The organism is Metabacillus sediminilitoris (genome assembly GCF_009720625.1).
Classification (GTDB): domain Bacteria; phylum Bacillota; class Bacilli; order Bacillales; family Bacillaceae; genus Metabacillus; species Metabacillus sediminilitoris.
The window spans coordinates 4,658,740-4,684,892 of sequence record NZ_CP046266.1 but is presented as its reverse complement, the minus strand read 5'-3'; the positions used below and the strand labels follow the sequence as shown (position 1 = coordinate 4,684,892).

The 26,153-nt window shown below is 37.0% G+C and carries 21 protein-coding genes and 1 pseudogene; 19 read left to right on the top strand and 3 right to left on the bottom strand.

Annotated features, from left to right (window positions below; translation table 11 throughout):
- The first annotated feature begins 20 nt into the window (after positions 1–20).
- The 4 genes and pseudogenes from GMB29_RS22595 to GMB29_RS22580 all read left to right on the top strand — a co-directional run bounded on the left by GMB29_RS22595 (position 21) and on the right by GMB29_RS22580 (position 4,663).
- Positions 21–482, top strand: a complete 462-nt coding sequence (locus GMB29_RS22595; RefSeq protein ID WP_136352661.1) for a MarR family winged helix-turn-helix transcriptional regulator — start codon at positions 21–23, stop codon at positions 480–482.
- 2 nt (positions 483–484) lie between these two features.
- The gene (locus tag GMB29_RS22590; RefSeq protein ID WP_136352662.1) at positions 485–3,610 is read left to right on the top strand and encodes an MMPL family transporter; all 3,126 of its coding nucleotides are present in this window, start codon (positions 485–487) and stop codon (positions 3,608–3,610) included.
- 114 nt (positions 3,611–3,724) lie between these two features.
- Positions 3,725–4,012, top strand: a pseudogene (locus GMB29_RS22585) (antibiotic biosynthesis monooxygenase family protein).
- Positions 4,013–4,465: 453 nt separating this feature from the next.
- Entirely contained in the window at positions 4,466–4,663 is a 198-nt protein-coding gene (locus GMB29_RS22580; protein ID WP_066330280.1) for a cold-shock protein, read from the top strand.
- 188 nt (positions 4,664–4,851) lie between these two features.
- Here the strand turns inward: GMB29_RS22580 and GMB29_RS22575 are convergent, their stop codons facing one another.
- Complete coding sequence (locus GMB29_RS22575; protein WP_136352663.1) at positions 4,852–5,544, bottom strand: response regulator; 693 nt, start codon at positions 5,542–5,544, stop codon at positions 4,852–4,854.
- A gap of 18 nt (positions 5,545–5,562) precedes the next feature.
- Positions 5,563–7,140, bottom strand: a complete 1,578-nt coding sequence (locus GMB29_RS22570; protein ID WP_136352664.1) for an ATP-binding protein — start codon at positions 7,138–7,140, stop codon at positions 5,563–5,565.
- A 106-nt stretch (positions 7,141–7,246) separates the two neighbouring features.
- Between GMB29_RS22570 and GMB29_RS22565 the strand changes: the two genes are divergently transcribed.
- The 4 genes from GMB29_RS22565 (at position 7,247) to GMB29_RS22550 (ending at position 12,074) form a co-directional block, all read left to right on the top strand.
- Positions 7,247–8,308 (top strand): DctP family TRAP transporter solute-binding subunit, encoded by a 1,062-nt coding sequence (locus tag GMB29_RS22565; RefSeq protein WP_136352665.1) that lies wholly within the window; start codon positions 7,247–7,249, stop codon positions 8,306–8,308.
- A 192-nt stretch (positions 8,309–8,500) separates the two neighbouring features.
- On the top strand, positions 8,501–9,442 hold the full coding sequence (locus GMB29_RS22560) for a patatin-like phospholipase family protein (RefSeq protein ID WP_136352666.1): 942 nt from the start codon (positions 8,501–8,503) through the stop codon (positions 9,440–9,442).
- A 138-nt stretch (positions 9,443–9,580) separates the two neighbouring features.
- Positions 9,581–10,873, top strand: coding sequence for a dicarboxylate/amino acid:cation symporter (locus tag GMB29_RS22555; RefSeq protein WP_136352667.1), 1,293 nt, complete (start codon positions 9,581–9,583; stop codon positions 10,871–10,873).
- 112 nt (positions 10,874–10,985) lie between these two features.
- Positions 10,986–12,074, top strand: a complete 1,089-nt coding sequence (locus tag GMB29_RS22550) for an NAD(P)H-dependent flavin oxidoreductase (RefSeq protein ID WP_136352668.1) — start codon at positions 10,986–10,988, stop codon at positions 12,072–12,074.
- A 559-nt stretch (positions 12,075–12,633) separates the two neighbouring features.
- On the opposite strand, the gene GMB29_RS22545 is transcribed toward GMB29_RS22550, so the two are convergent.
- The gene (locus GMB29_RS22545) at positions 12,634–13,521 is read right to left on the bottom strand and encodes a D-psicose 3-epimerase (RefSeq protein WP_136352669.1); all 888 of its coding nucleotides are present in this window, start codon (positions 13,519–13,521) and stop codon (positions 12,634–12,636) included.
- Positions 13,522–13,825: 304 nt separating this feature from the next.
- Here GMB29_RS22545 and GMB29_RS22540 point away from each other — a divergent pair, with 304 nt between their 5' ends.
- From GMB29_RS22540 to GMB29_RS22490, 11 genes are all read left to right on the top strand, one after another.
- Positions 13,826–14,587 (top strand): GntR family transcriptional regulator, encoded by a 762-nt coding sequence (locus GMB29_RS22540; protein ID WP_136352670.1) that lies wholly within the window; start codon positions 13,826–13,828, stop codon positions 14,585–14,587.
- Positions 14,588–14,675: 88 nt separating this feature from the next.
- Entirely contained in the window at positions 14,676–16,190 is a 1,515-nt protein-coding gene (gene xylB / locus GMB29_RS22535; RefSeq protein ID WP_136352671.1) for a xylulokinase, read from the top strand.
- Between the two features lie 24 nt (positions 16,191–16,214).
- Positions 16,215–17,078: a class II fructose-1,6-bisphosphate aldolase gene (gene fba / locus GMB29_RS22530; protein WP_136352672.1), complete on the top strand. Its 864-nt coding sequence runs from the start codon at positions 16,215–16,217 to the stop codon at positions 17,076–17,078.
- A gap of 14 nt (positions 17,079–17,092) precedes the next feature.
- Entirely contained in the window at positions 17,093–18,649 is a 1,557-nt protein-coding gene (locus GMB29_RS22525; protein ID WP_136352673.1) for a xylulokinase, read from the top strand.
- Positions 18,606–19,655 carry a galactitol-1-phosphate 5-dehydrogenase gene (locus GMB29_RS22520; RefSeq protein WP_136352674.1) on the top strand — a complete coding sequence of 350 codons (1,050 nt, stop codon included), beginning with the start codon at positions 18,606–18,608 and terminating at the stop codon, positions 19,653–19,655. The genes GMB29_RS22525 and GMB29_RS22520 overlap by 44 nt, the downstream gene beginning before the upstream one ends.
- A 32-nt stretch (positions 19,656–19,687) precedes the next feature.
- On the top strand, positions 19,688–20,614 hold the full coding sequence (pfkB, locus tag GMB29_RS22515; RefSeq protein ID WP_136352675.1) for a 1-phosphofructokinase: 927 nt from the start codon (positions 19,688–19,690) through the stop codon (positions 20,612–20,614).
- 23 nt (positions 20,615–20,637) lie between these two features.
- Positions 20,638–21,414: an SDR family oxidoreductase gene (locus GMB29_RS22510; protein WP_136352676.1), complete on the top strand. Its 777-nt coding sequence runs from the start codon at positions 20,638–20,640 to the stop codon at positions 21,412–21,414.
- A 32-nt stretch (positions 21,415–21,446) separates the two neighbouring features.
- Positions 21,447–22,076: an HAD family hydrolase gene (locus GMB29_RS22505; RefSeq protein WP_136352677.1), complete on the top strand. Its 630-nt coding sequence runs from the start codon at positions 21,447–21,449 to the stop codon at positions 22,074–22,076.
- Positions 22,077–22,328: 252 nt separating this feature from the next.
- Positions 22,329–23,399 (top strand): substrate-binding domain-containing protein, encoded by a 1,071-nt coding sequence (locus GMB29_RS22500; protein ID WP_136352678.1) that lies wholly within the window; start codon positions 22,329–22,331, stop codon positions 23,397–23,399.
- Between the two features lie 200 nt (positions 23,400–23,599).
- Positions 23,600–25,090, top strand: a complete 1,491-nt coding sequence (locus GMB29_RS22495; RefSeq protein ID WP_136352679.1) for a sugar ABC transporter ATP-binding protein — start codon at positions 23,600–23,602, stop codon at positions 25,088–25,090.
- Positions 25,091–25,095: 5 nt separating this feature from the next.
- A complete protein-coding gene (locus GMB29_RS22490; RefSeq protein ID WP_227551411.1) occupies positions 25,096–26,094 on the top strand; it encodes an ABC transporter permease in 999 nt (332 codons plus the stop codon).
- Positions 26,095–26,153 lie beyond the last annotated feature (59 nt).

Sequence of the window (26,153 nt, the reverse complement as noted above, 5' to 3'; positions counted from 1 at the left end):
ATGGAAGGCGGCTCCTTACTATGAAGGAAAAACAAATAGAAGAATTAATTAATCGCTATCTAACAGTATCATTTTCAGTTACAAAAAAAGCTGAAAACCTTATGAAGGACTGTATTGGTGACAATATTACATACGATCAGCACTATACATTACGATATATACATCGCGCTGGAATGTGTACCTCTACAGAGCTGGCAGAAGTGTTTGAGGTAAAGAAAAGTGCGATTACGGCCATTATTAATCGGTTAACGGAAAAGGAATTAATAAAACGAACACGTGACGAAAATGATCGTCGTGTCATTTATTTAACGTTAACTGAAAAAGGAGCTGACTTGTTTAAGAAATCAGAGGATAATGCACAAAAATTAGTTGAATCAATTATTACAAGGTTTGAAGATCATGAAATTAAAGCATTTATTGAAACATATGAAAAGCTTAATCATTTATTAGACAATCTAAAAGACTGTAAAATGGAGGAATAAGTGTGAACACAATCATTAAAGGAAAATGGTTCGTGATTGTTGGATGGATTGCTGTTGTAGCAGGGTTGTTTTTCCTTGCGCCAAATATGGCAGACCTAGTAAGAGAAAAAGGACAGATAAGTGTCCCTGATGGGTTTTCTTCTTCATTAGCGTCTGACATTCTTGATGAGGTACAAAAGCAGGAGAAGGCTGGAGATTCAACACAGGTTGCTCTCGTTTTCCATAATGAAAATAAACTATCCTCAGATGAAATAAAGGAAGCTGAACGAGCTATTCACCTGCTAGAAGATAATGAGGAACTCGATGTAAAAGAGATCTTAACTCATTTTAACGAGGAAAGTTTAAAAGAACAGCTTGTTTCAGACGATGGGAAGACGATATTGGCTTCTGTGACAGTTAATTGGGACGATCGAGAATCAAAAGTAGTTTCAGATTTACTTTATGAGACGATTAAAGATGTAAAAGTTGATCATTATTACACTAGTGGATGGATGATTGATGAAGATGTGATGACGAGCTCACAGGAAGGGTTAAAGAAAACAGAGGGAATTACTGTTGTTTTTATTTTAGCAGTTCTTCTGCTTGTTTTTAGATCTGTCATAGCACCATTTATTCCACTTATCACTGTAGGAATTACGTATTTGGCTTCACAATCAATTGTTGCCATCTTAGTTGATACTGTGAATTTTCCTATTTCAAACTTTACACAAATTTTCTTAGTGGCTATTTTATTTGGAATTGGAACAGACTATTGTATTTTGCTTTTAAGTCGTTTTAAAGAAGAATTAGCTCATCGTGAAAGTGTAATAGAGGCAATTGTTGAAACGTATCGTCATGCAGGCCGTACGGTCTTCTTTAGTGGCTTAGCGGTCATGATTGGCTTTGCTGCCATAGGATTCTCACAATTTAAACTCTATCAATCTGCATCTGCAGTAGCTGTTGGTGTAGCGGTATTACTTATTGCATTATTTACGGTTGTGCCATTTTTTATGGCGGTTTTAGGGAGTAAAATATACTGGCCATCAAAAGGAACGCTAGAACATAAGGACAGTAAAATATGGGAATATGCCGGTCGTTTCTCCTTAGCACGTCCGATTATAGCCTTACTAATTGTTGCGATCGTATCCGTTCCATTTTTATTAAAATATGATGGTGATTTATCATTTAATTCTTTAGAGGAAATAGGTAGTGATGTTAACTCGATTAAAGCGTTCAATGCCATTTCAGATAGCTTTGGTCCTGGTGAATCAATGCCAACCCAAATCATCCTAAAGAATGATGAAGAAATGGATTCAACTGAATATATCGGCTTAGCTGAAAAAATAAGTACTGAGTTAGAAACAGTTGATTTAATAGATTCTGTGAGATCTGTTACAAGACCTACAGGGGAAAAAATTGAAGATTTTTATGTCTCAAACCAAGCGGAAACTCTTGAAGAAGGACTTGGTAAAGGTAATGACGGAATCGAACAAATTAGCGAGGGTCTTGCAGAAGCTGAAACAGAGCTTTCTAATTCATCTCCACAGCTTAAACAAGCGACAGACGGAATTAATGAGTTGATTTCTGGGACGACAGAAATAAATTCTGGAATGTCTGAAATTCAAACAAATTTAGCCAAAATTGAAGCAGGTATCCGTCAAGGATCAGCTGGTTCAAATGAAATTAAAAATGGCCTAGCAGAAGCTAAGGCAGGCGCGGAGGAGCTACATGCAGGCAGCGGTCAATTGCTTGCAGGTTATGAAGCTGCCAGTGCAAATTTAGGAACGCTTTATAAGAAATACGAAGAAGTTGGCCAAGGCATTATTGGGCTTTCAGGGGCGCTCACGCAATTAGATGCAGATTTTAATGCACTAGAAGAGAATGAGGCATATCCTGGCCTTGCTAGTGACCCTGCATATGGGAAAATTAAAGGAACTGTACAAGATATCGCTAAAAATCAGCTTCCTAATTTAGCTGGCGGTCTTACTCAATTAAACACAGGCCTTAACGAACTCAGTAGCGGTGTAAGCATGGCGAATGGAAAATTCGTTGAATTAATAGATGGTCAAAAACAAATTTCTGAAGGTTTATCACAGTTGATTGCAGGGATTGAACAGCAGCAGGCAGGTTTAGAGCAATTAGCAAATGGCCAAGGTCAAATTGTTAACAACATGCCAAAAATAACAGATGGTTTGTCTGGTGTAACAAATGGACAAAAGCAGCTGTTAGACGGTTTTGGAAACCTTGATAGTCAAATGAATCAATTAACAGATGGGTTAGGTCAAAGTGTTGATGGGTTAAACGAAGTATCAAACGGCCTTGGCTCAGCACAGGACTATTTAGCAGATTTATCTAAAACATCTGAGAGCTCAGGTTTTTATTTACCAGAAGATGTGTTAGAAAGTGAGGAATTTGCACAAGCGCTTGATACGTATTTATCAACTGATCGGAAAGTAATGACGATAGATGTTACATTTGAAGCGAATCCATACTCAAATGAAGCAATTGGTCAGGTCGATGAAATCAATGCTGCGATTCAACGTGCAACAAAAGATACAAAACTAGAAAATGCCGAGGTTGCAATCGGCGGCATTACAAGTACGAATGCCGATTTAAATACGGTTTCTAATAATGACTATACACGAACAGTCATATTAATGCTTGTCGGTATCTCTATCATTCTAGTATTTTTATTTCGTTCACTCATTATGCCGCTTTATTTAATCGGTTCATTGATTTTAACGTATTACACGGCAATGGGAATTAATGAAGTCATCTTTGTTAATATACTAGGCTATACAGGCATTAGCTGGGCTGTTCCATTCTTTGGATTCGTCATTCTTGTAGCACTTGGTGTAGACTACAGTATTTTCTTAATGGATCGCTTTAATGAATTCAAAGATTTAACGGTAGGAGAAGCTATGCTGATGGCAATGAAGAAGATGGGAACCGTTATTATATCAGCTGCCATCATTTTAGGCGGCACGTTTGCTGCAATGATCCCATCAGGAATGCTATCACTCGTCCAAATTGCATCAATTGTTTTAACGGGCTTGTTGCTATACGCATTAATTATTCTGCCACTGCTTGTCCCAGTTATGGTGAAAACATTTGGCGCGGCAAACTGGTGGCCGTTTAAACGTGCATAGTTTTGAAATAAAGGAATAAAAACAGCAGGTTTCAGTTTTTCTATGAAACTTGCTGTTTTATTTTTGCAAATATATGATGGATATCAGATAGAAGAATCTCATGGAGGTGTTGACATGAGATTAGAAGTGGCCATGTTGAATGTCATAAAAGGAAAAGAAAAAGAATTTGAGCAATCATTTAAAGAAGCTTCATGCATTATTTCAAGAATGAATGGATATATTACCCATGATCTTCAAACGTTTTTTAGAAGGAGATAGGAAATATTTTCCGCTAGTAAAGTAGGAGAAACTGGAAAATCATACGATTGGCTTAGACAGTCCAATGAATATCAGGACTGGAAAAAATTATTACACGACTTTTATGATCCTTATCCAGTTGTTGAGCATTTTGAAAGTGTTTGATAAAGGCCTTTTAAAACGAAAACTATTTAAGATTGATTGGAGTAGATTGCGAGACTCCTGCGGGAGCATCTCTCGCTGCAATCAACCACACCGCACTACTTGGTAAATAGGAAAAAAGTTTGCGGAAACAGCCTTTATAAAAGAGAAAGCGCTTATTCAGGCTAGGGCAAATAAGAGGTGGAAGGTCAAGGTTACCATTCATTTTTATTGAAGAAATAACCCCTAATCGTTAGAGAATTAATACAGATCTAAAAGAACTCTACGTTAGTAAAAAAAGTTTTAAACCTCTTATCTGGATCTTGATTTCAATTAATGTAAGTGTTACAATTATGATAATTATTTTTGTTCGGATAAGCTGAAAGATGGAAATTGCTTTAAAGTGTTCCTCTTGAATAGTTGTCTAGCAAGAATAGTAATATATGTGGAGAGTTCATCCACACAGGAGGAATTTCAATGTTAGAAGGTAAAGTTAAATGGTTTAACTCTGAAAAAGGTTTCGGATTTATCGAAGTAGAAGGACAAGACGATGTATTCGTACACTTCTCTGCAATCCAAGGCGAAGGCTTCAAAACTTTAGAAGAAGGCCAAACAGTTACTTTTGAAGTAGAACAAGGCGCTCGTGGACCACAAGCTGCTAACGTTCAAAAATAAGTATAACGCTGCATAGCAGCTATAATAGAAGACTCCTTTTGGAGTCTTTTTTTTATTGCTCTGAAATGACATGAAAATTTTCCATGCAACGAATATCCTAACCTATCCTTTTCCTATTGGGTGAGCCCGCTCATTAGATCATCTAATCCATGAGCGAACGATTTTCGGTAGTGCTAGACAAGGCGCAGTCACAATTGTTCTACAAGAATATACCGATTAATAGGCCGCCCGATTCCACCGTATTCAATCTGAATGTTAACAGCACCCCTCTGTTCCATATACTCAAGATATCGTCTTGCTGTAACCCTTGCAATTCCGACTCCTTCGGCAACTTCTTCTGCAGAACTAGCCTGTTGCTGTTTTTTTAAATAAACATTAATTTTTTCCAGTGTATGTGCATTTAAGCCTTTAGGAAGCTCTGTTTGCTGCTGCTTGTTTTGTTGAAATAATAAACGATCTAATTCTTGTTGAGTAATCGATTCTTTCTCTTGAAGCTTAAGCTGATAATGACGATAGTTTGTAAGAGCTTGCTTCATTCGATCAAATTTGAATGGTTTCATAATATAGTCTTTAGCACCAAGTTGCAGTACATATCTTACCGTTTCGATATCACTTGCTGCTGTTATGGCGATGACATCAGTACGAAACCCTTCTGATCGGATTTGCTTTATTGTTTCAATTCCATCTTGACTCGGCATATAAATATCGACTAAGGCTAAATCTGGATGTTCTTCTTTTATAAAATCAATGCCATCTTTACCATTTGATGCAGTACCTATTACTTTAAATCCTTCGACCTGTTCAACAAATTGTTTATTAATTTCTTGTACCATTGGATCATCTTCAATAAGCAGAACACGAATAGTTGATAAATTCTTCATATCATATTACTCCTAATCTTACATCGAAAAAGTGATGGTAAAGGAGGTACCTTGCTCTGGTGAGGATTCTATTTGAATGGTACCATTTGCTTTTTCAACGATTTCTTTTATTAAAAATAAGCCAATTCCTCTGTTTGAACCTTCTTTTGTAGAAAAGCCTTCTTGGAAGATAAATGGTTTTGCTTTTTTTGAAATACCTATCCCGTTATCCTCAATAAGAATCGATAAAAGCTCTTCATGCTGTTCAATACTTATATAGATCTCTTTTTCTAATAAGGTACTATCTTTAAACGAGTCAAAAGCGTTTTCTATTAAATTACCAAAAATAATGACAAAATCATGATCATCGAGTGGAGAGGGAAAAGACTCCAATCGACTATGGCGATCGATATGAACAGTGATACCTAACTCTTTTCCTCGCCTTACTTTACTTAATAGAAGACCAGATAGACTTTCACTGATGATATTTTTTGATAAAAAGCGAGTTAATTCTTCATTCTCTTCAGTAATTTGAAAGACATATTCTAAAGCCCTATTTTTATGACCAAGCTGAAGTAAACCTGCTATCGTATGGAGCTTGTTCATATGTTCGTGATTTTGCACTCTTAGAGCGCTTACAAAGGCTTTTACCCCCGTTAATTCTTCTGCGAGTTTTTTTACTTCTGTCCGATCCTGAAATATGGCAACAGCTCCCACAGGTACGCCTTTTACTTTAATAGGAATCCGATTACTTAAAATATTTAGATTCCGAACAGTTAATTCTTTGTTGTATATTGGTTTTTGTAAGCGGAGAATTTCAGGTAGTCGTGTATCCGTAATAATCGTATTAATGTTTTTACCAATTACTTCTCCTGTAATTCCCATCATCTCTTTCGCTTTGTTATTAAAAACGGTAATATTTTCATTAAAATCAATCGCAATAATACCCTCACGCATCGCATTAAAGGTTTCAGTTCGCTCAACCACTAATCCAGCTATTTCATGCGGTTCAAGATTAAACATTTCTTTTTTAATTCGTGAAGCAAGCAGCCACGCACCCCAACCCCCGAATAGTAAAGAAATAGCACTTGTTAAAAAGATCTCCATTCGCAAATTCCAAATAACTTCTAAAAATGTCGGCACGATATATCCAGCTAATACAACGCCAACTTGTTGATGGTCTTGATTAAGAATTGGAACAAATCCACGTATAACGCTTCCTGCTTCACCTTTTGCCTTTGTTGTAAATGTTAGCTCAGCAAAGGCCGGTCCTTCATCAGTTCCTCGAGACTTTTGTCCAATCATAGTAGGGATTGGATGTGATAGGCGTATATGATCCATGTCCATGACGACAATATAATCAGCTTGATGAATAACACGCATTGATTCAACGCGTTCGTTAATCATACTCCTTTCTTCTGCATCACCAGTAATCATGAAACTAATATCCGGTACTTCAGCAACAGTACGAGCTGTGAGTAATGCTCTCTGTTTTAAGTCTTCTTCTTGTGCATCTATAAAATTACTTATAATTACAATACCAGCCAATAAAAGGGAAAACCCTACAATAAAAAAGATTAAACCCGTAATTTTTGTTTGAATGGATAAACGACGCATAAGGTGTTCCTTTCTCTATTCATTTCGAGTTTGTTTTTTATTTTACCATGTAAATATATCGCATGTTACAATTACTGATAGATAAATATGGGGGTAATGGTGGAGGATGAAGTATTTAATAGGCACTAGTTTACTTGTAATCGTCATAATCTTAAGTATCTTTTTTTCTCCTTTTGATCTATTTAAACAAAATGACGATCTGTATGATGATGAACAAGAGGGGTTATCTGAGCAAATTACCATCCGTTTTAGTCATGTTGTTGCGGAAAATACACCTAAGGGATTAGCAGCACAAAAGTTTGCCAAATTAGCTGCTGAAAAAACAGAAGGATTAGTAAAAGTAGAGGTTATTCCTAATGGGACTATGTATACGGATGAGGAGGAATTAGATGCACTCATGAACAACGATGTTCAAATGATTGCACCTTCTGTATCGAAAATGACGAGATTAGCACCCGAATGGGGATTATTTGATTTACCATTTTTATTTGAAAGCAATGAGGATATCACATCTGTCATTTCAGGTGAGATTGGTCATAAATTTTTAAAACTCCATGAAGATAAAGAGATAAAAGGGATGGCTTTATGGAGTAATGGTTTCAAACAAATGACAAGCAGTGTCGGGGCATTACAGCACCCTGAAGATTTCCAAGGACAACGTTTTCGGATTATGCCAAGCTTTGTTTTAGAAGAGCAGTTTAAACGATTAGGAGCAGTTCCAATCGCTATTCCATATGATCAATTATATATGACACTTGAAGAGAATAAATTTGAAGGACAGGAAAATACCATTTCAAATATCTATTCAAGACGTTTATATGAATATCAAAGCCATTTGACACTTAGTTACCATGGGTTTTTAGGGTATGCTGTATTAATGAATAAAGATTTTTGGGATAGCCTGCCTACAGATGTTCAGTCAAGTTTAACAGAAGCAATGGATGAGACAACTACATGGATGATCAAAGAATCACTGGAAATGAACAAACAACAACTACAAGAGTTGGCTAAAGAATCATCGATTGACATTCATTATTTAACAAATGAAGAAAAAGTAGTGTGGAAGAAAAAGCTTGAGCCTGTCTATCAATCCTTGCTTGAACATGTAGATGAGAATTTTGCCAAGGAATTTATTACTCAAAGGATTAAACAAATGGAGACACAGTAAAATGTGTCTTTTTTGATAGGATTAAAAAGATAAAATGATTGAATGCTTGTCAGGGTTTAACAAGGCGTCGGGCTTTTATTCATAATCTTTAAATGTATATTTTGCTTCCTTATAAAGTATAACGGCACATATCTAATCAAATGAAGAAGGAATGTTATATATTATAGTAACTTAATAGAGAGGTGGTATATTTTGAAGGCTGATGCAGTTTTTGAGGGTGGTGGCGTCAGGGGAATAGCATTTGTCGGGGCAATTCAAGCAATGGAAGAGGGAAATGTAGAATGGGAGAGACTTGCCGGGACATCGGCAGGTTCGATCATTGCTGCTCTTTTAGCATGCGGTTATAAAAGCTATGAAATAAGTGAAATGCTGAGAGATATCGATTATTCTAAATTACGCGGGAGGACGATTTTGAATCGGATTCCCATTATTGGAAGTTTCATTGAACTGCTCATCCATCTTGGCTTTTATAAAAATGACTATATAGAGGCATGGATGGATTCACTCCTAATCGAAAAAGGTATCCAAACATTTGCAGATCTTCCAGATGGAAAACTAAAAATTATTGCTTCAGACGTATCGAATGGACAAATGCTTGTTTTGCCTGATGATTTGGTAAGATATAATATGACCCCTGCTGATTTGAAAATTTCTACTGCAGTCATGATGAGTACTTCTTTGCCATTTTTCTTCCGTCCAGTTAAATGGAAATTAAAAGATGGGAAAAAATCCTACATTTTAGATGGCGGATTACTAAGCAATTTTCCAATTTGGTTATTTGATACTGAACACCCGCGTTTCCCAACATTTGGATTTCGTTTTGTGAAAGAAGAAGTAAATATAGATCCTGTTATTCCAACACCGATCCACCTTGCTAAAAATATATTTAAGACAATGCTTCAAGCCCATGATATAAGACATATGAGCGAGGAAACAAATGAACGTACTATTAAGATTCCAACTGGCAGTGTGAATACAACTGATTTTGAACTAAATGAGGAAGAGTTAGAAATTCTATATCAATCAGGTTATAAGTATGCAAAAGAGTTTTTGGCGAAATGGAATTTTGAACAATATAAGGAAAATCGAAAGAAATCCAAAATCAAAAAAGAACAGAAAAACGAGCGTATATAAATCTTACAGTCTATTTTATTATTAATAGACCAAAAAGAACAAAAAGACCATTATCACCATAAATATAAACTTTCTAAATTATCAGTTAACATAAAGACTGTAGTTGGAAGCGCTAACATTTAAAGGGGTGAATGGTCGATGAAAATAAATTTTAAAAATTTAACTGTTCAAGTTATTATCGGTATTCTACTTGGAATTACGGTTGGTTTTATCTTTCCGGAGTTTGGAGCACAGCTAAAGGTATTGGCTGATATTTTTATCAAGTTAATTAAAATGGTGATTGCACCAATTATTTTCTTTACAATTGTAATTGGAATTGGAAGTATGGGAGATTTAAAGAAGGTTGGGAGAATCGGGGGAAAGGCCTTACTTTATTTTGAAATTGTTACAACATTTGCATTGGCGATCGGAATACTAGTTGTTTCAATCATTCAACCAGGAAACGGTTTTAATACAAGTGGGGCTGAAGGAGCGGATGTCTCTGAGTACACGACACAAGCAGAAGAATCAAGTCATGGAATGATGGACTTTATTATGAGTATCGTACCTGAAAATGCAGTTGCAGCATTAGCTGGAGGAGAGTTACTGCCAATCCTATTCTTTGCGGTATTATTCGGTCTAGCAACAGCTTCATTAGGTGAAAAAGCAGCTCCTGTCATATCTTTATTTGAAAAATTAACAGATATTTTCTTCGCAATTGTTAATATGGTCATGAAAATGTCTCCAATTGCAGCGTTTGGGGCAATGGCTTATACAATTGGCAACTTTGGTTTAGGTTCTCTCGTTTCATTAGGAAAATTAATGGGATCCGTTTATATTACAATGTTTTTATTTATCGTTATCATTCTAGGTGCAATTGCAAAATATTATAAATTTAATATTTTTAGTTTTATAAAATATATTAAAGAAGAAATTTTACTTGTATTGGGCACATCTTCATCTGAATCTGCATTGCCAAAATTAATGCAAAAGTTAGAAAGATATGGTTGCTCTAAATCAGTAGTAGGACTTGTTGTACCAACAGGCTATTCATTTAACTTAGATGGAACGTCTATTTATCTATCAATGGCTGCTGTATTTATCGCTCAAGCCTACGGCATTGATTTAACAATCTGGCAATTGGCAACGCTACTAGGTGTTTTGATGTTAACATCTAAAGGTGCTGCAGGTGTTACGGGATCAGGATTTATCACATTAGCAGCTACATTAGCAGCATTTCCGATGATTCCTGTCGAAGGAATGGCACTAATTCTCGGAGTTGATCGCTTCATGTCAGAAGCGCGTGCTATTACAAATCTCATTGGAAATGGTGTAGCAACAGTGGTTGTTTCTAAAATGGAAAATGAATTTGATCCAGACGGATATGTTGAAAAAGAAGATGAAGTAGATTCTCCTACTATTGAATCATCTGTTCACATGGTAGCAAAATAATAAAAATAGGCTGGCTCAACAAATTTGAGTCAGCCTATTTTTATGATAGAAGAAGGTAATCCCGTCTAATTGATGAATGTTAACTTAATAAAAGGAAAGGGAGGAAGATATTATGCGATTTAATAAGAAAGGGAATCTCTGTGAAATCCTAGATATTGAGTATCCAATCATACAAGCTGGAATGGCAGGGGGAGCTACAACAGTGGAGCTAGTAGCAAGTGTCTCCGAAACAGGAGCACTTGGTACTTTAGGTGCTGCGTATATGAAGACAGAAGACATAAAGGATGCAATAAGGAGCATCAAAAAACGGACGAATCGTGTCTTTGCTGTTAATCTGTTTTGTACGTCAATGGAGGATGATTTTTCACGTATGAAAGAGGTACAGACAGTTTTAAATCCATTCCGTGTAAAGCTGATGGTTAAGAATCCGGATGAGACAAAGAAAACTCCAGACGATTTTGAAAAACAGTTCCAAATGGTGATTGAAGAAAACGTTCCTGTTATTAGTACAGCATTTGGAATCCTTCCACCTGATAAAATGAAATTGGCCAAAACTAGAGGAGTTAAGGTTGTGACTATGGTTACAACCGTTCAAGAAGCGATAATTGCTGAAAGAGCTGGGGCAGATGTAATTGTTGCACAAGGTAGTGATGCCGGTGGACATAGAAGCACATTTGATATCAAGAAGCATCCGAATGGAGCAAATATCGGTACTTTTTCATTGATTCCTCAAGTAGTCGATCATGTAACAATACCGGTTGTTGCTGCAGGAGGAATCATGGATGGAAGAGGTATGCTGGCTGCTATGGCTTTAGGGGCAGAAGGAATCCAAATGGGAACACAATTTCTTACAAGTAAAGAGTCTGGGATACACCGTTTATACAAAGAAGCCCTACACAAAAGTACAGAAGAAAGTACAGTCATAACAAAAAGCTTCTCGGGACGCCCTGCTAGAGGGATAAAAAATGAATTTATTTCACAATACGAAAGCTCTGGTGTCAAGCCATTACCATTTCCGAGTCAAAATACGTTAACAGCTGATATTCGAAAAGGAGCTGCAGAGCAAAATAATACTGACTACATGTCATTATGGTCAGGACAAGGGACTAGATTATTAAAGGCAGATAGAACAGCGGAATGCATTATTCGTGAAGTAATTTCTGAAATGGAAGAAGTTTTAAGGGTTTTAAATGGGAGATAAGAGAGTTTATTTAGTGTAGTTTTTTTTGCTTTTTCGTTCCACCAATATCTGTGATAATAAAAGAGCAATTTGGTACCATTCGCAAAATTTGTTGCTATTTACCAAGTAGTGCGGTGTGGTTGATTTCCTTTACAGATGCTCACTTTCCGCGGGGCGGACGGTGAGCCTCCTCGGCGTAACGCCTGCATGAGTCTCACCTGTCCCGCTGCTCCCCCGCAGGAGTCTCGCACTTAAGCTCCAATCAACCTTAAATAGTTTTAGATTTAAAAGCAATAATCTCTTAGAAAAGAGCCTAAAATAATAAAATAATTAGCTCGAGAAAGAAGGCAGGAGAACTATCTTATTTTAAAATAAAACAAGATAGTTCTCCTTATCAAAACCTTCTAACGGAGTAGCGAAAATTATTAAACTCGTTCCTTCAAGCACAATTAGCATTGTCATGTAATGAAAGCTGCCGATTTTGTCAATGCGGCAGCTGTTTTGTGTTCAACCAATTGTTTTATGGACATGTATTTGAATGCGGGAAGTAAAACAATCTAATTAATGATCGTATATGAAATTATTCTACTAGATTATAATTCTTCAAAAATTCCTTTTTTACAAATTGTAGAGATTCTTTAATATCGGCATCCATTTTCGCTTCATCTGCATTTTCAGAAAGGTCTCTCCAAACTTTAATATCAGAACCTACGATACCTCCTGGGCGAACGAATGGCTCCATCACTATGCAGCCATCATATTTGATGTCACGAAGTGCCTGACCCATTTCTGACCATGGCATATGACCTTTGCCGGGTACTTTGCGATTGCCCTCACCAATGTGAAAATGTCCTAAATCATCACCAGTATAACGGATGGCATCGCCAATAAAATCTTCTTCAATGTTCATATGAAAGCTGTCTAACATGACTTTAACATTGTCTTTTCCTATATCTCTTACCAGTTCAACAGCTTCTTTTGCATCATTCACTAAAAATTGTTCAAATCTATTTAGGGTCTCTATTAATAACGTAATCTCATATTGTGCAGCAAAATCAGCTAATTCCTTCAAACTCTCGATACTTTGTTTTCGAGCTTCAGGTTTATTGATTGGTTTTGTGTAATCAACAGGCCAATAAGAATAGATGGTACCGCCAATTTTACGGATACCGGCTTTGTGCAGTGCAACTAAAATCTTTTTCATAAAATCAATTCCATTTTGCCTAACATTTTCATCTTGGGAGGAAACATCGTATTCTTTTGGAAGTCCAATTCCTGCTGTTAAAGTGATATTGTATTTCTCTGCTTCAGACCTTAAAGAATATAATTCTTCATCAGACATATTTACAATTCCTGCAGCTCCTACCTCTAACACATCAAAGCCAAGATCGGAAACTTTTTTAACATATTTAAGATAATTTGTATCCCAATCTTGTTCCCAATAAGCAAAATAGACTCCAAACTTCATTTTTAACGCCTCCATTATTTAAATTTATATATTGTATAAACTCCCTCTTTTAGAGAAAGGGCTTACAAAAAATATGATATTTCGTATGATTGTTTATTGAATTCATAATTTAACTATGTTACTATGTAGTAACAATACAATATTAGTATGCTATGAATAAATAATAAGAATTCCTAAAGGAAAATGTCAAGAAAAAAATGAGAATAGAAGTAACAGAAGTATTTTTATTTTTATAGAGTTTGAATAATCATATAAAATCTGGGTTAATAGAAGAGAATATATAGAAAAAGGAATGAAGTGAGGAATGGTCTTATTGAAAAATGTACGACTGGATAAATCGGTACCAATACCATTATATTTTCAACTAAAAGAACTAATTCTATCAGAAATCAAAGAAGGTAATTATAAGATTGGGAGTCTGATTCCTACAGAAAATGAATTGAGTGAGATGTTTGGGATTAGCCGTACGACCGTAAGGCAAGCAATAACAGAACTTGTTCAAGAGGGCTGGCTGTACCGTGTGAAAAGTAAAGGAACATATGTATCCAAGCCTAAAATTGAACAAAGTTTCATTCAGGCTTTAGGTTCTTTTAATGACCAAATTGCAGAATTAGGGAGAACTCCAAGCACAGAGCTTCTTGATTTTGAAGTGATTGTTGCTCCTGATGAAGTGGCAAAAGAGCTTAAATTAAAACCAAATGAAAAGGTAGTCTACATTCATCGTAAACGCTTTGCTGATGAAGATCCGATTGTCATGGTAAAGACATATCTTCCATTTAACAAGTGCAAGTTTGTTTTGAATCATGATTTAGAAAAAGAGTCATTGTATCCTGTATTAGCATTACATGATGATACACAGATATATAAAATCCGCCGTTTCATAGAAGCTGTAGAGGCAGAAGATTATGATATTGAAAATTTAAATATTAGCAGTGATAAGGCAATACAGCAATTTCTTTCAATTGGTTACAACGTATATGACGAACCGATTGAATACTCATTAGCGAGATATCGGGGAGACCGAAACAGGTTTGAGGTAATAATCTCAGCCAATTCACAGAAATAGTCATTATCATCTATGCTTCCATTCCGGAATGGAAGCATAGATGATAACAAATTACGATTTTTGAATAGATTCAAGGGGTGCCAAATAAATGACAAAGTATATTTTAGCTCATGACTTAGGAACATCGGGGAATAAAGCTACGTTATTTTCTGAAAATGGCAAATTAATTGGAAGTTCAGTCTATTCTTATCCTACTGATTATTTTAACGGCACATGGGTAGAGCAGGACGCAGAAGATTGGTGGGAAGCCGTATGCATCACAAGCAAGGAATTAATTGGATCTTTAGGTATTAATCCGATAGATATTGCTGTTGTTAGCTTTAGCGGCCAAATGATGGGCTGTCTTTGTGTAGATAAATCAGGAAATCCTTTGCGAAAGGCTATTATTTGGGCTGATCAACGTGCACAAAAACAGGTAGCACAAATTGAAGAGTTTATTACTCAAAAGGACTTTTATCATATAGTCGGACATCGTAATACAGCATCATATGGAATCCAAAAGCTTATGTGGGTTCGTGATCATGAGCCGGAAATATATGAGCAAACCTATAAAACCTTAAATGCAAAGGATTTCATTGTATCTCGGCTTACTGGGAATTTTTATACTGATTATTCAGATGGGAACAGTAATGGATGTTTTGATTTGGTGAATTTAAAATGGTCCGATGAAATTATTGAATATGCTGGAATAGACCCTGATAAACTTCCCGAATTAAAGCCATCAACCTTTGTTGCTGGAGGAGTAATAAAGAAAGCAGCGGAAGCAACAGGTTTAGCCGAAGGAACACCTGTAGTTATTGGCGGCGGCGATGGTGTAACAGCAAGTGTAGGCGCAGGATCCATAAGCCCTGGGAAAACTTATTGTTGTATCGGTACATCGGCATGGATTACGACCGCTTCTGAAAAACCAATTTTTGACGAAGAAATGAGAACGGTTACTTGGGCACATGTTGTTCCTGGATTATATGCTCCAAATGGTACCATGCAAACTGCTGGAGGAGCCTATAATTGGCTGAAAAATACGATCTGCCAATATGAAATCCATGAAGCAGAGGTCAATGGAAAGTCACCCTATGACTATATGAATGCACAAATTGAACAGTCTTCTGTTGGCTCAAATGGTGTTATCTTTCTTCCGTATCTTCTAGGCGAAAGAGCTCCAAGATGGGATGCTGGGGCAAAAGGTGCTTTTATTGGTTTGAAATCTGAAAATCAACGAGGAGATTTAATCCGTAGTGTTTTAGAAGGAGTAACAATGAATCTGTCGATCATTTTAGACATTCTCCGTAAACATATGGATATTGATGAATTGCTTGTCGTTGGCGGGGGAGCAAAGGGTGCTGTTTGGCGCCAAATTATCGCAGATATAAATAATGCAAAGGTTATTGTTCCAAATCTGTTAGAAGAAGCAGGAAGTATGGGAGCTGCTGTAACTGGTGGTGTAGGGGTAGGAATGTATAAAGATTTTTCTATCATTAATCAATTTATTGAAATTAATCATGTACATACACCAAATACAGAGGCTGTTTTAGCCTATCAGCCTATTAAGAAAATTTTTGATAATTGTTATTTTGCTTTGAAAGATGTTTTTGCAATTGATTAATAGTTTAAGAGGGGATGGGGAATTATGCCATTAGTTACTACGGAAAAAATGTTGATAGATGCTCAAAAAGAGGGTTATGCAGTAGGTGCATTTAATGTGGAAAATTTAGAAATGGTTCAGGCTGTTGTTGAAGCTGCAGATGAATTAAGATCACCTGTTATTCTGCAGACATCTGCTAAAACTGTTCAATATGCAAATTTTTCTTATTTTCACTCGCTTGTGAAGGCAGCAGCAGATGGGGTAAGTGTTCCAGTTGCTCTTCATTTAGATCATGGGGACAGCTTTAAATTGGCAATGCAGGCCTTAAGAGCAGGTTATACATCGATTATGATCGATGGCTCTAAAGAATCTTACGAGGAAAATATTTGTTTGTCTAAAAGGGTTGTAGATGCCTGTGCTCCTTCTAAAATCTCTGTTGAAGCTGAACTAGGTAAAGTAGGCGGTAAAGAAGATGATATCGATGGGGGAGAGGGTGGATTAACAGAACCTTTAGAGGCAAAAGAATTTGTTGATCGAACAAATGTAACCTCTTTAGCAGTAGCTATTGGAACATTACATGGCGTATACAAAGGTGTGCCAAATCTCGATTTAGAGCGGTTAAGTGAGATCAGAAAGGTCGTCAGTGTACCTTTAGTATTGCATGGCGGATCTGGCTTATCCGAAGAATCGATCAAGGAATGTATCAAAAGAGGGATTTGTAAGGTGAATTATGCGACTGAGCTCCGAATTGCCTTTACAGAGGGCGTAAAGAAGGCATTATCGGATACACCGAATATCATTGATCCGAAAAAGTTTACAGGTGCGGGCAGAGACATGGTCAAACAAATGGCGATGGACAAAATCAAAACTTGTGGCTCTGTTGGAAAAGCAATAGTACCAACGGTATAAGTGGGGAAGCAAAAATGACAAAACTACTATTAGGAATCGATATCGGAACCTCCGCGTGTAAAATTGCTATTTTCACTAAAAATGGCGAGGTGTTAGCTCAATCTAATCAAGAATACCCGATTTACTATCCACATGCAGGCTGGGTGGAACAGAATCCTGATGAATGGTGGAGCAGTGTTTGTATCGGAATTAAAGAAAGTATTGCGAAAGCAGGAATTAACTCCTCGCAAATTGTTGGAATCGGAATTGCGGGACAAGGTTGGTCCGCGATACCTGTCGATATGGAAGGTAATTGTTTATCGAACACGCCTATTTGGATGGACACACGTGCAAAAGAAATTGCTGAGCGTGTAACGAATGAAATCGGTGCAGACAGGATTTTTGAAGTCGCTGGTAACTCCTTTTTACCAGCCTATACGACCCCTAAACTGTTATGGTTTAAAGAAACAATGCCTGAAATTTATGAGAAAACGGATAAGTTTTTACAGAGTAATAGTTATATCGGAATGAAACTAACCGGTGTGATGTCATCAGATAAATGTCAAAACTATGGGGTTCATTTTTACAATACAAAAACCTTTACTTATGATGAAACACTTGCGGAATCAATGGGATTATCGATCGATAAGGTGCCTGATATCTATCAATGCCACGATATTATAGGGAGAGTGACGAAAGAGGCAGCCGAACTTACTTCCTTAGCAGAAGGGACACCGGTTGTTGCTGGCGGACTTGATGCAGCTTGTGGAACATTAGGTGCAGGTGTTTATCTTCCAAAGCAAACCCAGATCCAAGGAGGGCAGGCAGGAGGAATGAGCATTTGTGAAGATCAGCCGATTGCTCATCCTAAGTTAATTTTTAGTCCTCATGTCGTTCCAGACTTGTGGTTATTACAAGGAGGAACCGTTGGCGGCGGCGGAGTTTTACGATGGTTTAAACAAGAGTTAGGGGCTGGCCAATCCTTTGATGAGTTAACAGCCTTAGCAGAGGAAGTTCCACCAGGGTCAGAAGGAGTTACTTTTCTTCCTTATATGTCCGGTGAACGAGCACCGATTTGGAGTCCTGATGCAAAGGGCGTCTTCTATGGTTTGAGTTTTGATAAGACAAAAGGACATATGGTACGCGCAGCATTAGAAGGTGTTGCTTTTTCCGTACAACATAATCTTAAAGTGGCGGAAGAAGCGGGCGTTAATATTCATGAACTAGATTTAAGAGCCATGGGTGGCGTAGCAAACAGCGAATTATGGGTGCAAATTTATGCAGATGTAACCGGATGTAAAATTACTGTACCAGCTTCTGATACAGCAACAACACTTGGGGCTGCTCTGTTGGCGGGAGTAGGTGTGGGAATGTATAAGGATTTTGAAGAAGCTGTTGAGGAAACGGTGCAAATAACACGCATTCAAGAACCTCATATGGAAAACAATGAAATGTATAAAAAGTCATTGGCATTTTACTTAGCGTTATATGAAAGTTTAAAACATACTTTCAGCCAATCAACAATGAATAAAGGAGGGACTTTTGACAATGAAGGCGGGAGTGCTTTACGCAAGAGAGAAATTGAAATATGAGGACATTCCAACGCCCTCTCCTAAGGCAGGGCAAGTATTGATCAAAGTAAAATATACGGGTATTTGCGGTTCTGACCTTCCAAGGGTTAATGGGGATGCTTCGCATTACTATCCGAATGTTTTAGGGCATGAATTTTCTGGTATCATTGCTGAGGTTGGAGAGGGTGTAGAAAGCTTAAAAGTGGGAGATAAGGTTGCAGGAGTACCTCTCATACCATGTTTTAGCTGTGAAGATTGCCAAAAAGGAGATTATGCTCTTTGCAAGCATTATAGCTTTGTAGGTTCACGACAGTTTGGTAGTTTTGCAGAATACGTGGTTGTACCCGAAAAAAATGCCGTTAAGTTTGATAACTCGATAAGCTATGAACATGGGGCCTTTTTTGAACCGATCACGGTCGCCTTACATGGGTTAAATCGCTTAGATTATAAACCTGGTGGTACAGTGGCCATTTTAGGTGGGGGAACTATCGGTTTATTCACAATGCAATGGGCAAAGATCTTTGGGGCAAGGAAAGTTGTGGTATTTGATATAAACGATGAACGATTGGAGCTTGCCAAAAAATATGGAGCAGACGAGTGCATTAATACGTTAGAAAAAGGCTTTATTGAACAGGCCAAATTCTTAACCGATGGCAGAGGATTTGATTATGTTTACGAAACTGCTGGAAGTACCGTTACGATGAAAATGGCATTTGAGCTAGTGGCAAATAAAGGCGGTGTCTGTTTAATTGGAACTCCTACAAGAGCAATATCGTTTAACGTAGAGGAATGGGAAAATTTAAATCGAAAGGAATTCAACTTAACAGGCTCATGGATGTCTTACAGCGCGGAATTCCCGGGTAAAGAGTGGGAGCTAACTGCCCATTACATCCATACTGGTGAGTTTAAATTGGATGATACTTTTATTTTTAAAAAGATTCCTTTAAGTGAAATAGCCGATGCATTTGAAATGTACAAAACACCTGGTCTTGTAAAAGCAAAAATATTGATTGATAGTGAAAAATAATGATCGTTATCAGAGACTGAAAGGAACCGAACATGATTACTACCGTTACTTTAAATGTTGCTATTGATAAATCCTATGTGATTGATGTATTGAAAAAAGGAGAGGTAATGCGTGTACATGAATGCACCAAAACTCCTGGCGGCAAAGGTTTAAATGTAGCAAGAGTGATAAAGCTTTGCGGTGAAGATGTATTGGCTACAGGGATTGTCGGAGGCCATTCCGGAGCATATGTAGAAGATTTGTTAAAAAAACAAGATATCGCATATGACTTCGTACATACAGCGTCAGAAACGAGAACATGTATTAATGTCTTAGATTCAGAAGGGAATTCTACTGAATTTTTGGAGCCGGGAGATCCAGTCTCCCAGACGGAATTGAATGATCTCCTTGTTAAATTCGCGGATATGATCACTGAAAGTGATGTGATCACCATTTCTGGAAGCGTACCCAAAGGGGTCAATATCGACATATACGCAAGACTTGTTGCGATGGTGAAGGAAAAAGGGAAACAGGTGATATTGGATACTAGCGGAGATCTTTTAAAAGAAGGCATTAAAGCTTGTCCAACGATGATTAAGCCTAATCGTGATGAAGTGAAAGCGCTTCTAAATATGTCAGTTGATAATTGGGATGAGCTTGTTGCTGGTGCGAGAAAACTTCAAAGTAATGGGATTAAATATGTTGTCGTTTCATTAGGAACAGAAGGAGCTTTAGTGGTAACAAAGGATCACATTTACCATGGCAAACCGCCATGTATTCAACCTGTTAACACGGTTGGATCTGGTGATTCGATGGTGGCAGCTTTTGCTGTAGGATTAGCTAGAAAATATCAAGTTGAGGAAATGTTACGGTACGCCATTGCTGTTTCAGCAGCCAATACCTTAACGATGACAACTGGCAATTTTAAAGAAGAGGACATGAAAGTACTTTATGATCAAGTCACGATTACACATCTATAAATATTGTTAAAGGAGATTTTAGTATGGATATGCTGAAAAAATTATACTCTCTTGAAGGAAAAGTAGTGCTTATTACTGGAGGTGCTCAGGGTATTGGGAAGGCTGTTGCTGAACACATTGCCGCAGTAGGTGCAGATATTGTGATTTTTGACCAACAGGCAGAAAAAGCACAGGCTACAGCTAATGAAATCGCAAAAGAGTATCAATGCAGAGCAATGGCAATAGGCGTTGATGTAACAAAACCTGAGGAGATTGCTGTTGCTATTGAAAAAGCTGATGCAGAAATGGGGAAATTAGATTTATTGTTTAATAATGCAGGAATCGTGATTCAAAAACCAGTAATTGATGTTACCCCAGAAGAATGGCTAAAAGTAATTAATGTCAATCTAAATGGCATTTTCTTTGTAGCTCAGGCCTTTGGACGATATTTAATTGCTCGTGATAAGCATGGTGCTATCGTTAATACTGCTTCTATGTCAGGTACGATTGTTAATTACCCGCAGCAGCAAGCATCTTACAATACATCAAAGGCCGGTGTGGTTCAATTGACAAAATCCCTAGCAGTCGAATGGGCTGAAAAGGGAATAAGAGTAAACTGCATAAGTCCTGGCTATATCTTTACAGAATTAACATCCTTTGTTAGACAAGATTGGCAGGATTTATGGAAGGAGTTAACTCCATTTAAACGAATGGGTAAGCCAGAAGAATTAGCTGGTGCTGTTATTTATTTGCTATCTGATTCAGCATCATTTGCAACTGGAACAGATTTAATTATTGACGGTGGTTTCACGATTGTTTAATAACTTTTGAAACATCAGAGGGGGAATTTAATATGATTGATAGTATTATATTTGATTTAGATGGGACTCTATGGGACACCACTCATATAGGGGCACAATTTTGGTCAGAAGCTGCTTCAAACTATCATCTTCCTGTTCAGGTGACAGGAGATCAACTAAAAGGTCTGTATGGATTACCAGTTGATATTATTGCAAAGAAATTGTTTCCAGATGCCGCAAAGGAAGTACTCCAGGCTATTATGCGGGAAAGTTCTGAGAAGCAATGTCAGTACCTTGAAAAGGAAGGTGGCATTCTATTCCCAAGACTGCTAGAAACATTAAATGAACTAAAGAAAAACTATCGGCTTTTCATTGTAAGCAATTGCGAGGAAGGATATATTCAAAGTTTCATTAAAGTAAATCAACTAGAAGGTTACTTTGAGGATTTTGAATACCCTGGTAGAACGGGGCTCTCAAAAGCAGATAATATCCGTATAGTTATTGACCGAAATCAGTTAAATAACCCTGTCTATGTAGGAGATACAGCCTTAGATGCTGCGTCTGCAAAGGAAGCTGACATTCCTTTTGTATATGCTAGATATGGATTTGGACATGTTGAAAAGTTCGACGATGTCATTGATTCGTTAAATGAACTAAATCAATTATCACTTCTCAAGGATTAAAATAGTTTTAATTTTTAATAAATTTCTATTCTTTGTTTTTGAAATATTTATATGATTAATAGATAATGGATCATCTTTGTAAAAATTGTTTAAATGAACTATGAAAGCGCTGTTAATTTTCTTGAAATTCTTTTAATAAGCATATTGATAACGCTATCATGATGTTGTATAGTATGTATATACATATATTGTAATGTAGTAACAATACTATGTATCAAAAAAACATACAATCTAATCTAGGGGGAAATGCACATGAAGAAAAAGGGTTTACTTTCATTGCTTTTAGGTTTAGTAATGGCCGTGTTACTAGTTGGATGTAATTCTTCAGAGGGTTCATCAGGAGATGGAAAATCTGATAAAGAAGAGTTTAAAGTTGGTTTTGCGATCAAGACTCAAGATTCTCCTTACTTTGTGTCATTAGTAGAAGCGGTTGAGGAATATGCAGGGGAAAAAGGTTGGGATGTAACAGTTCTAGATGCAAATGGAGATACAGCAAAAGAAGCAGAAAACATGGAAACATTTATTGCTCAAGGGATGGATTTAATTTTCTTAGATAGCGTTGAACCAGATGCTGCAGTTCCTAGCATCAATAAAGCTGCAGAAGCTGGAATTGGTGTTATTAACCTAGACAGTGGGGTTGGCGAAGGCGCTAAAGATATTACAACAGTTTACTCAGATAATAAACAAAACGGTAGATTAGTAGGATTAGCTTATGCTGAAAAAATGGCGGATAAAGAAATCAAATCGATTATCCTAAGTGGTGCTAAAGGGAACGTAGCAGGTACGGAAAGAAGAACAGGTCTTTTTGCCGGTATTATTGAAGGGAAAACTGGAATTACAGAAGAAGAAGCTTGGAAACAAGCAGAAGCATTTGATAAAGAATTAACATCAAAGGGTAAAGCCACTCATGCTGAAGCGAAATTTACAGTTGCTGGTCAAGGTTGGGGGAACTGGACTGAGGAAGAAGGTCTAACAGCTTCTGAGGACTTGATTACAGCTAATCCAGATTTAACAACTGTATTAGGTGAAAACGATCAAATGTTATTTGGTGCAATGACAGCGCTTAAAAACGCTGGGGCTGATGGTGTTGATATTGTTGCTGCTGCGGATGGAGCGAAAGCAGCTTATGACTTAATTAAAGAAGACAAATACTTTGCGACAGGTGAAAACAGCCCTTATAAAGTTGCAGAGTTAGGTGTTAAGATTGCTGAAGAAATTTTAGTCGATGGCAAAGATATGTGGAGCTACGAAGAAATTACATTAACAACGCCTGCGGCTGTAACAAAGGAAAATGTAGACGAATATTATGAATTCGGTTTCTAAAAACTAAAATCTACAAACTGTCTATTACTTGAAGGCAACGAGAGTAATAGACAGTACCACCTTTCTTAGGGTTTTGGTTTTAATCGCTATCATTTTAAAAATTAGTATAAGTGAAGTCAGATGAATTGAAGATCTGCCATTTTACGAATGTTGGTGATGACTTCATATCATTACTTCTATAGAAAGGGGAGGCAAAAAATATGGAGAAAGAATATGCCGTGCAAATGAAAAATATTTCGAAGCATTTCGGCGGTGTAAAAGCGTTAACAGATGTTTCTCTTAATGTGGAAAAGGGCGAAATCCATGCATTAATAGGTGAAAATGGTGCTGGAAAATCCACCTTGATGAAAATCTTAGCAGGGGCATACCAAAAAGATACAGGCCAGATAGTCATTAATGGTAAAGAAGCAAAAATTACATCACCTAAAGATGTAATTAATTTAGGAGTTTCCGTTATTTATCAAGAATTTATGCTGGCACCTGATCTTACTGTTGCAGAAAATATCTATATCGATAAACTAGCTAATTCAGGCATGTTAATTAATTGGAAAATGCTGAAGAAGAGGGCAAAGGAAGAATTAATAAAGCTTGGGTTCGATGATATCGACCCAGATGCAAAAGTTGGAAGTTTGAGTGTTGCCTATCAACAAATTGTAGAAATCTGCAAATGTCTTGCAAGAGAAGCAAATGTATTGGTTTTTGATGAACCAACTGCCGTATTAACGTTTTCAGAGACTCAAAAGCTATTATCTATTATCAATAATTTAAAAAAGAATGGTGTTAGTATTATCTATATTTCTCATCGTCTTGAAGAATTATTAGAAATCAGTGATCATATTACCGTATTAAAAGATGGAAAATACGTAGATACAGTCGTTACCTCCTCTATTAATAAGGAAGAATTAGTTTCCATGATGGTTGGAAGAGAGATTACCCAATTGTTCCCTGAACGCAAGTCAAAAATCGGAAATGAAATATTAAAGGTTGATCATTTAAGTTCCGGAAACCTTGTTAAAGATGTAAGTTTCTCTATTAAAAGTGGTGAAGTGGTTGGGTTTAGCGGTTTAGTAGGATCAGGCAGAACCGAAGCAATGCGGGCAATATTTGGAGTAGATAAAAGGAAATCTGGAAAAGTCATTTATTTTGGAGAAGAAGTGAATTTTAAAGATCCAAAAGAGGCAATTAATAAAGGATTTGGACTTCTCCCTGAGGATCGAAAAAAACAAGGATTATTGTTAGAGCAATCCATTCGGATGAATACGACAATAGCGTCCATGTTCAAAATAAAGAAATTCGGTGTGATCAATCATAAAAAAGAAAAAGAATATGTGAAAGATTTGCTGGCTAGTATTGCGACAAAGTATGGATCGATGGAAGATAATGCAAATAGCCTAAGCGGAGGAAACCAGCAAAAAATTGCCCTTGCAAAATGGCTGTCTGCAGATTGTAAATGTCTTGTATTTGATGAGCCTACTCGAGGGGTAGACGTTGGTGCGAAAACAGAAATCTATAAGATTATCAATCAACTTGCTGAAGAAGGTGTAGGGGTTATCGTTATTTCCTCTGAAATGTCTGAGATTATCGGCATGTGTGACCGTGCCATTGTTATGCGTCAAGGAGAAATAGCCGGTGAGGTAGATAAGTCAGAGTTAACGGAAAATAATCTTATAAAACTTGCAATGGGGGTATAAAAGACATGGAAAACATGGAATTGGAATATAACAAAAACCTGACAACAGGGAAAAAAATGAAAAAGTTTAATTTCAAACAATTCCTAATCGATAACAATACATATATCATCCTAGTGTTATTAATCATCATCAGTAGTATGCTTTCCGATACCTTTTTAACATCTATGAACCTGAGAAATATTGCTCTTCAACAGGCAGCGCCAATATTAGTCGCTATTGGGATGTTATTTGTTATCTTAACAGGTGGAATTGACTTATCAGTCGGTTCGGTTATGGCTGTAGGCGCAACCGTCTCTGCTATTTTGATTAGTGATATGGGAATGAATTATCTTCCGGCAATGATTCTTGCTGTATTGATGGGATTAATCTTTGGTTTATTTACAGGTATTTTAGTAGCCTATGCAGGTATGCAGGGGTTTGTGGCCTCCTTAGCTACGATGACAATTGCAAGAGGAATTTCCTTTGTTATTACGGAAGGAAGACCAGTTAAACTTGAAGCTGGAACTCTAGATACGATTGTAAGCAAGGAGTTCTTTTATCCTATTATCCTTATCGCGATCATTTTAATCGTTCTATTCGCGTTAGTACAAAAATATACAAGCTGGGGACGAATCGTTATTGCGATCGGTAGTAACCCAACGGCAGTACAGCTTGCAGGTATCCGCACAAAAAGATACATCATGTCAACATATGCTGTGTCAGCTGCACTGGCAGCATTAGCAGGTGTTTTTATTGCAGCAAGATCTTCAACTGGAAGTGCTACTGTTGGAATGAGTCAAGAGTTGGATGCCATTGCAGCTTGTGTAATCGGTGGGGCAAGTCTTGCTGGAGGTAAGGGCTTTGTCATGAAAGCCGTAGCTGGCGGACTTATTTTAGGATTAATCGGAAATATTATGAACTTAATGGCCGTCCCATCTTATCCACAGGACATTATTAAAGGATTTATTATTATCGCAGCGGTATTATTGGGAATCTTAACTAATAAATCTGAAAAGACAGTTTAATAGTTTAGGAGCTTTTATATGATGGACAAAACTTATGAGATCAATGAGTAATGAAAGGG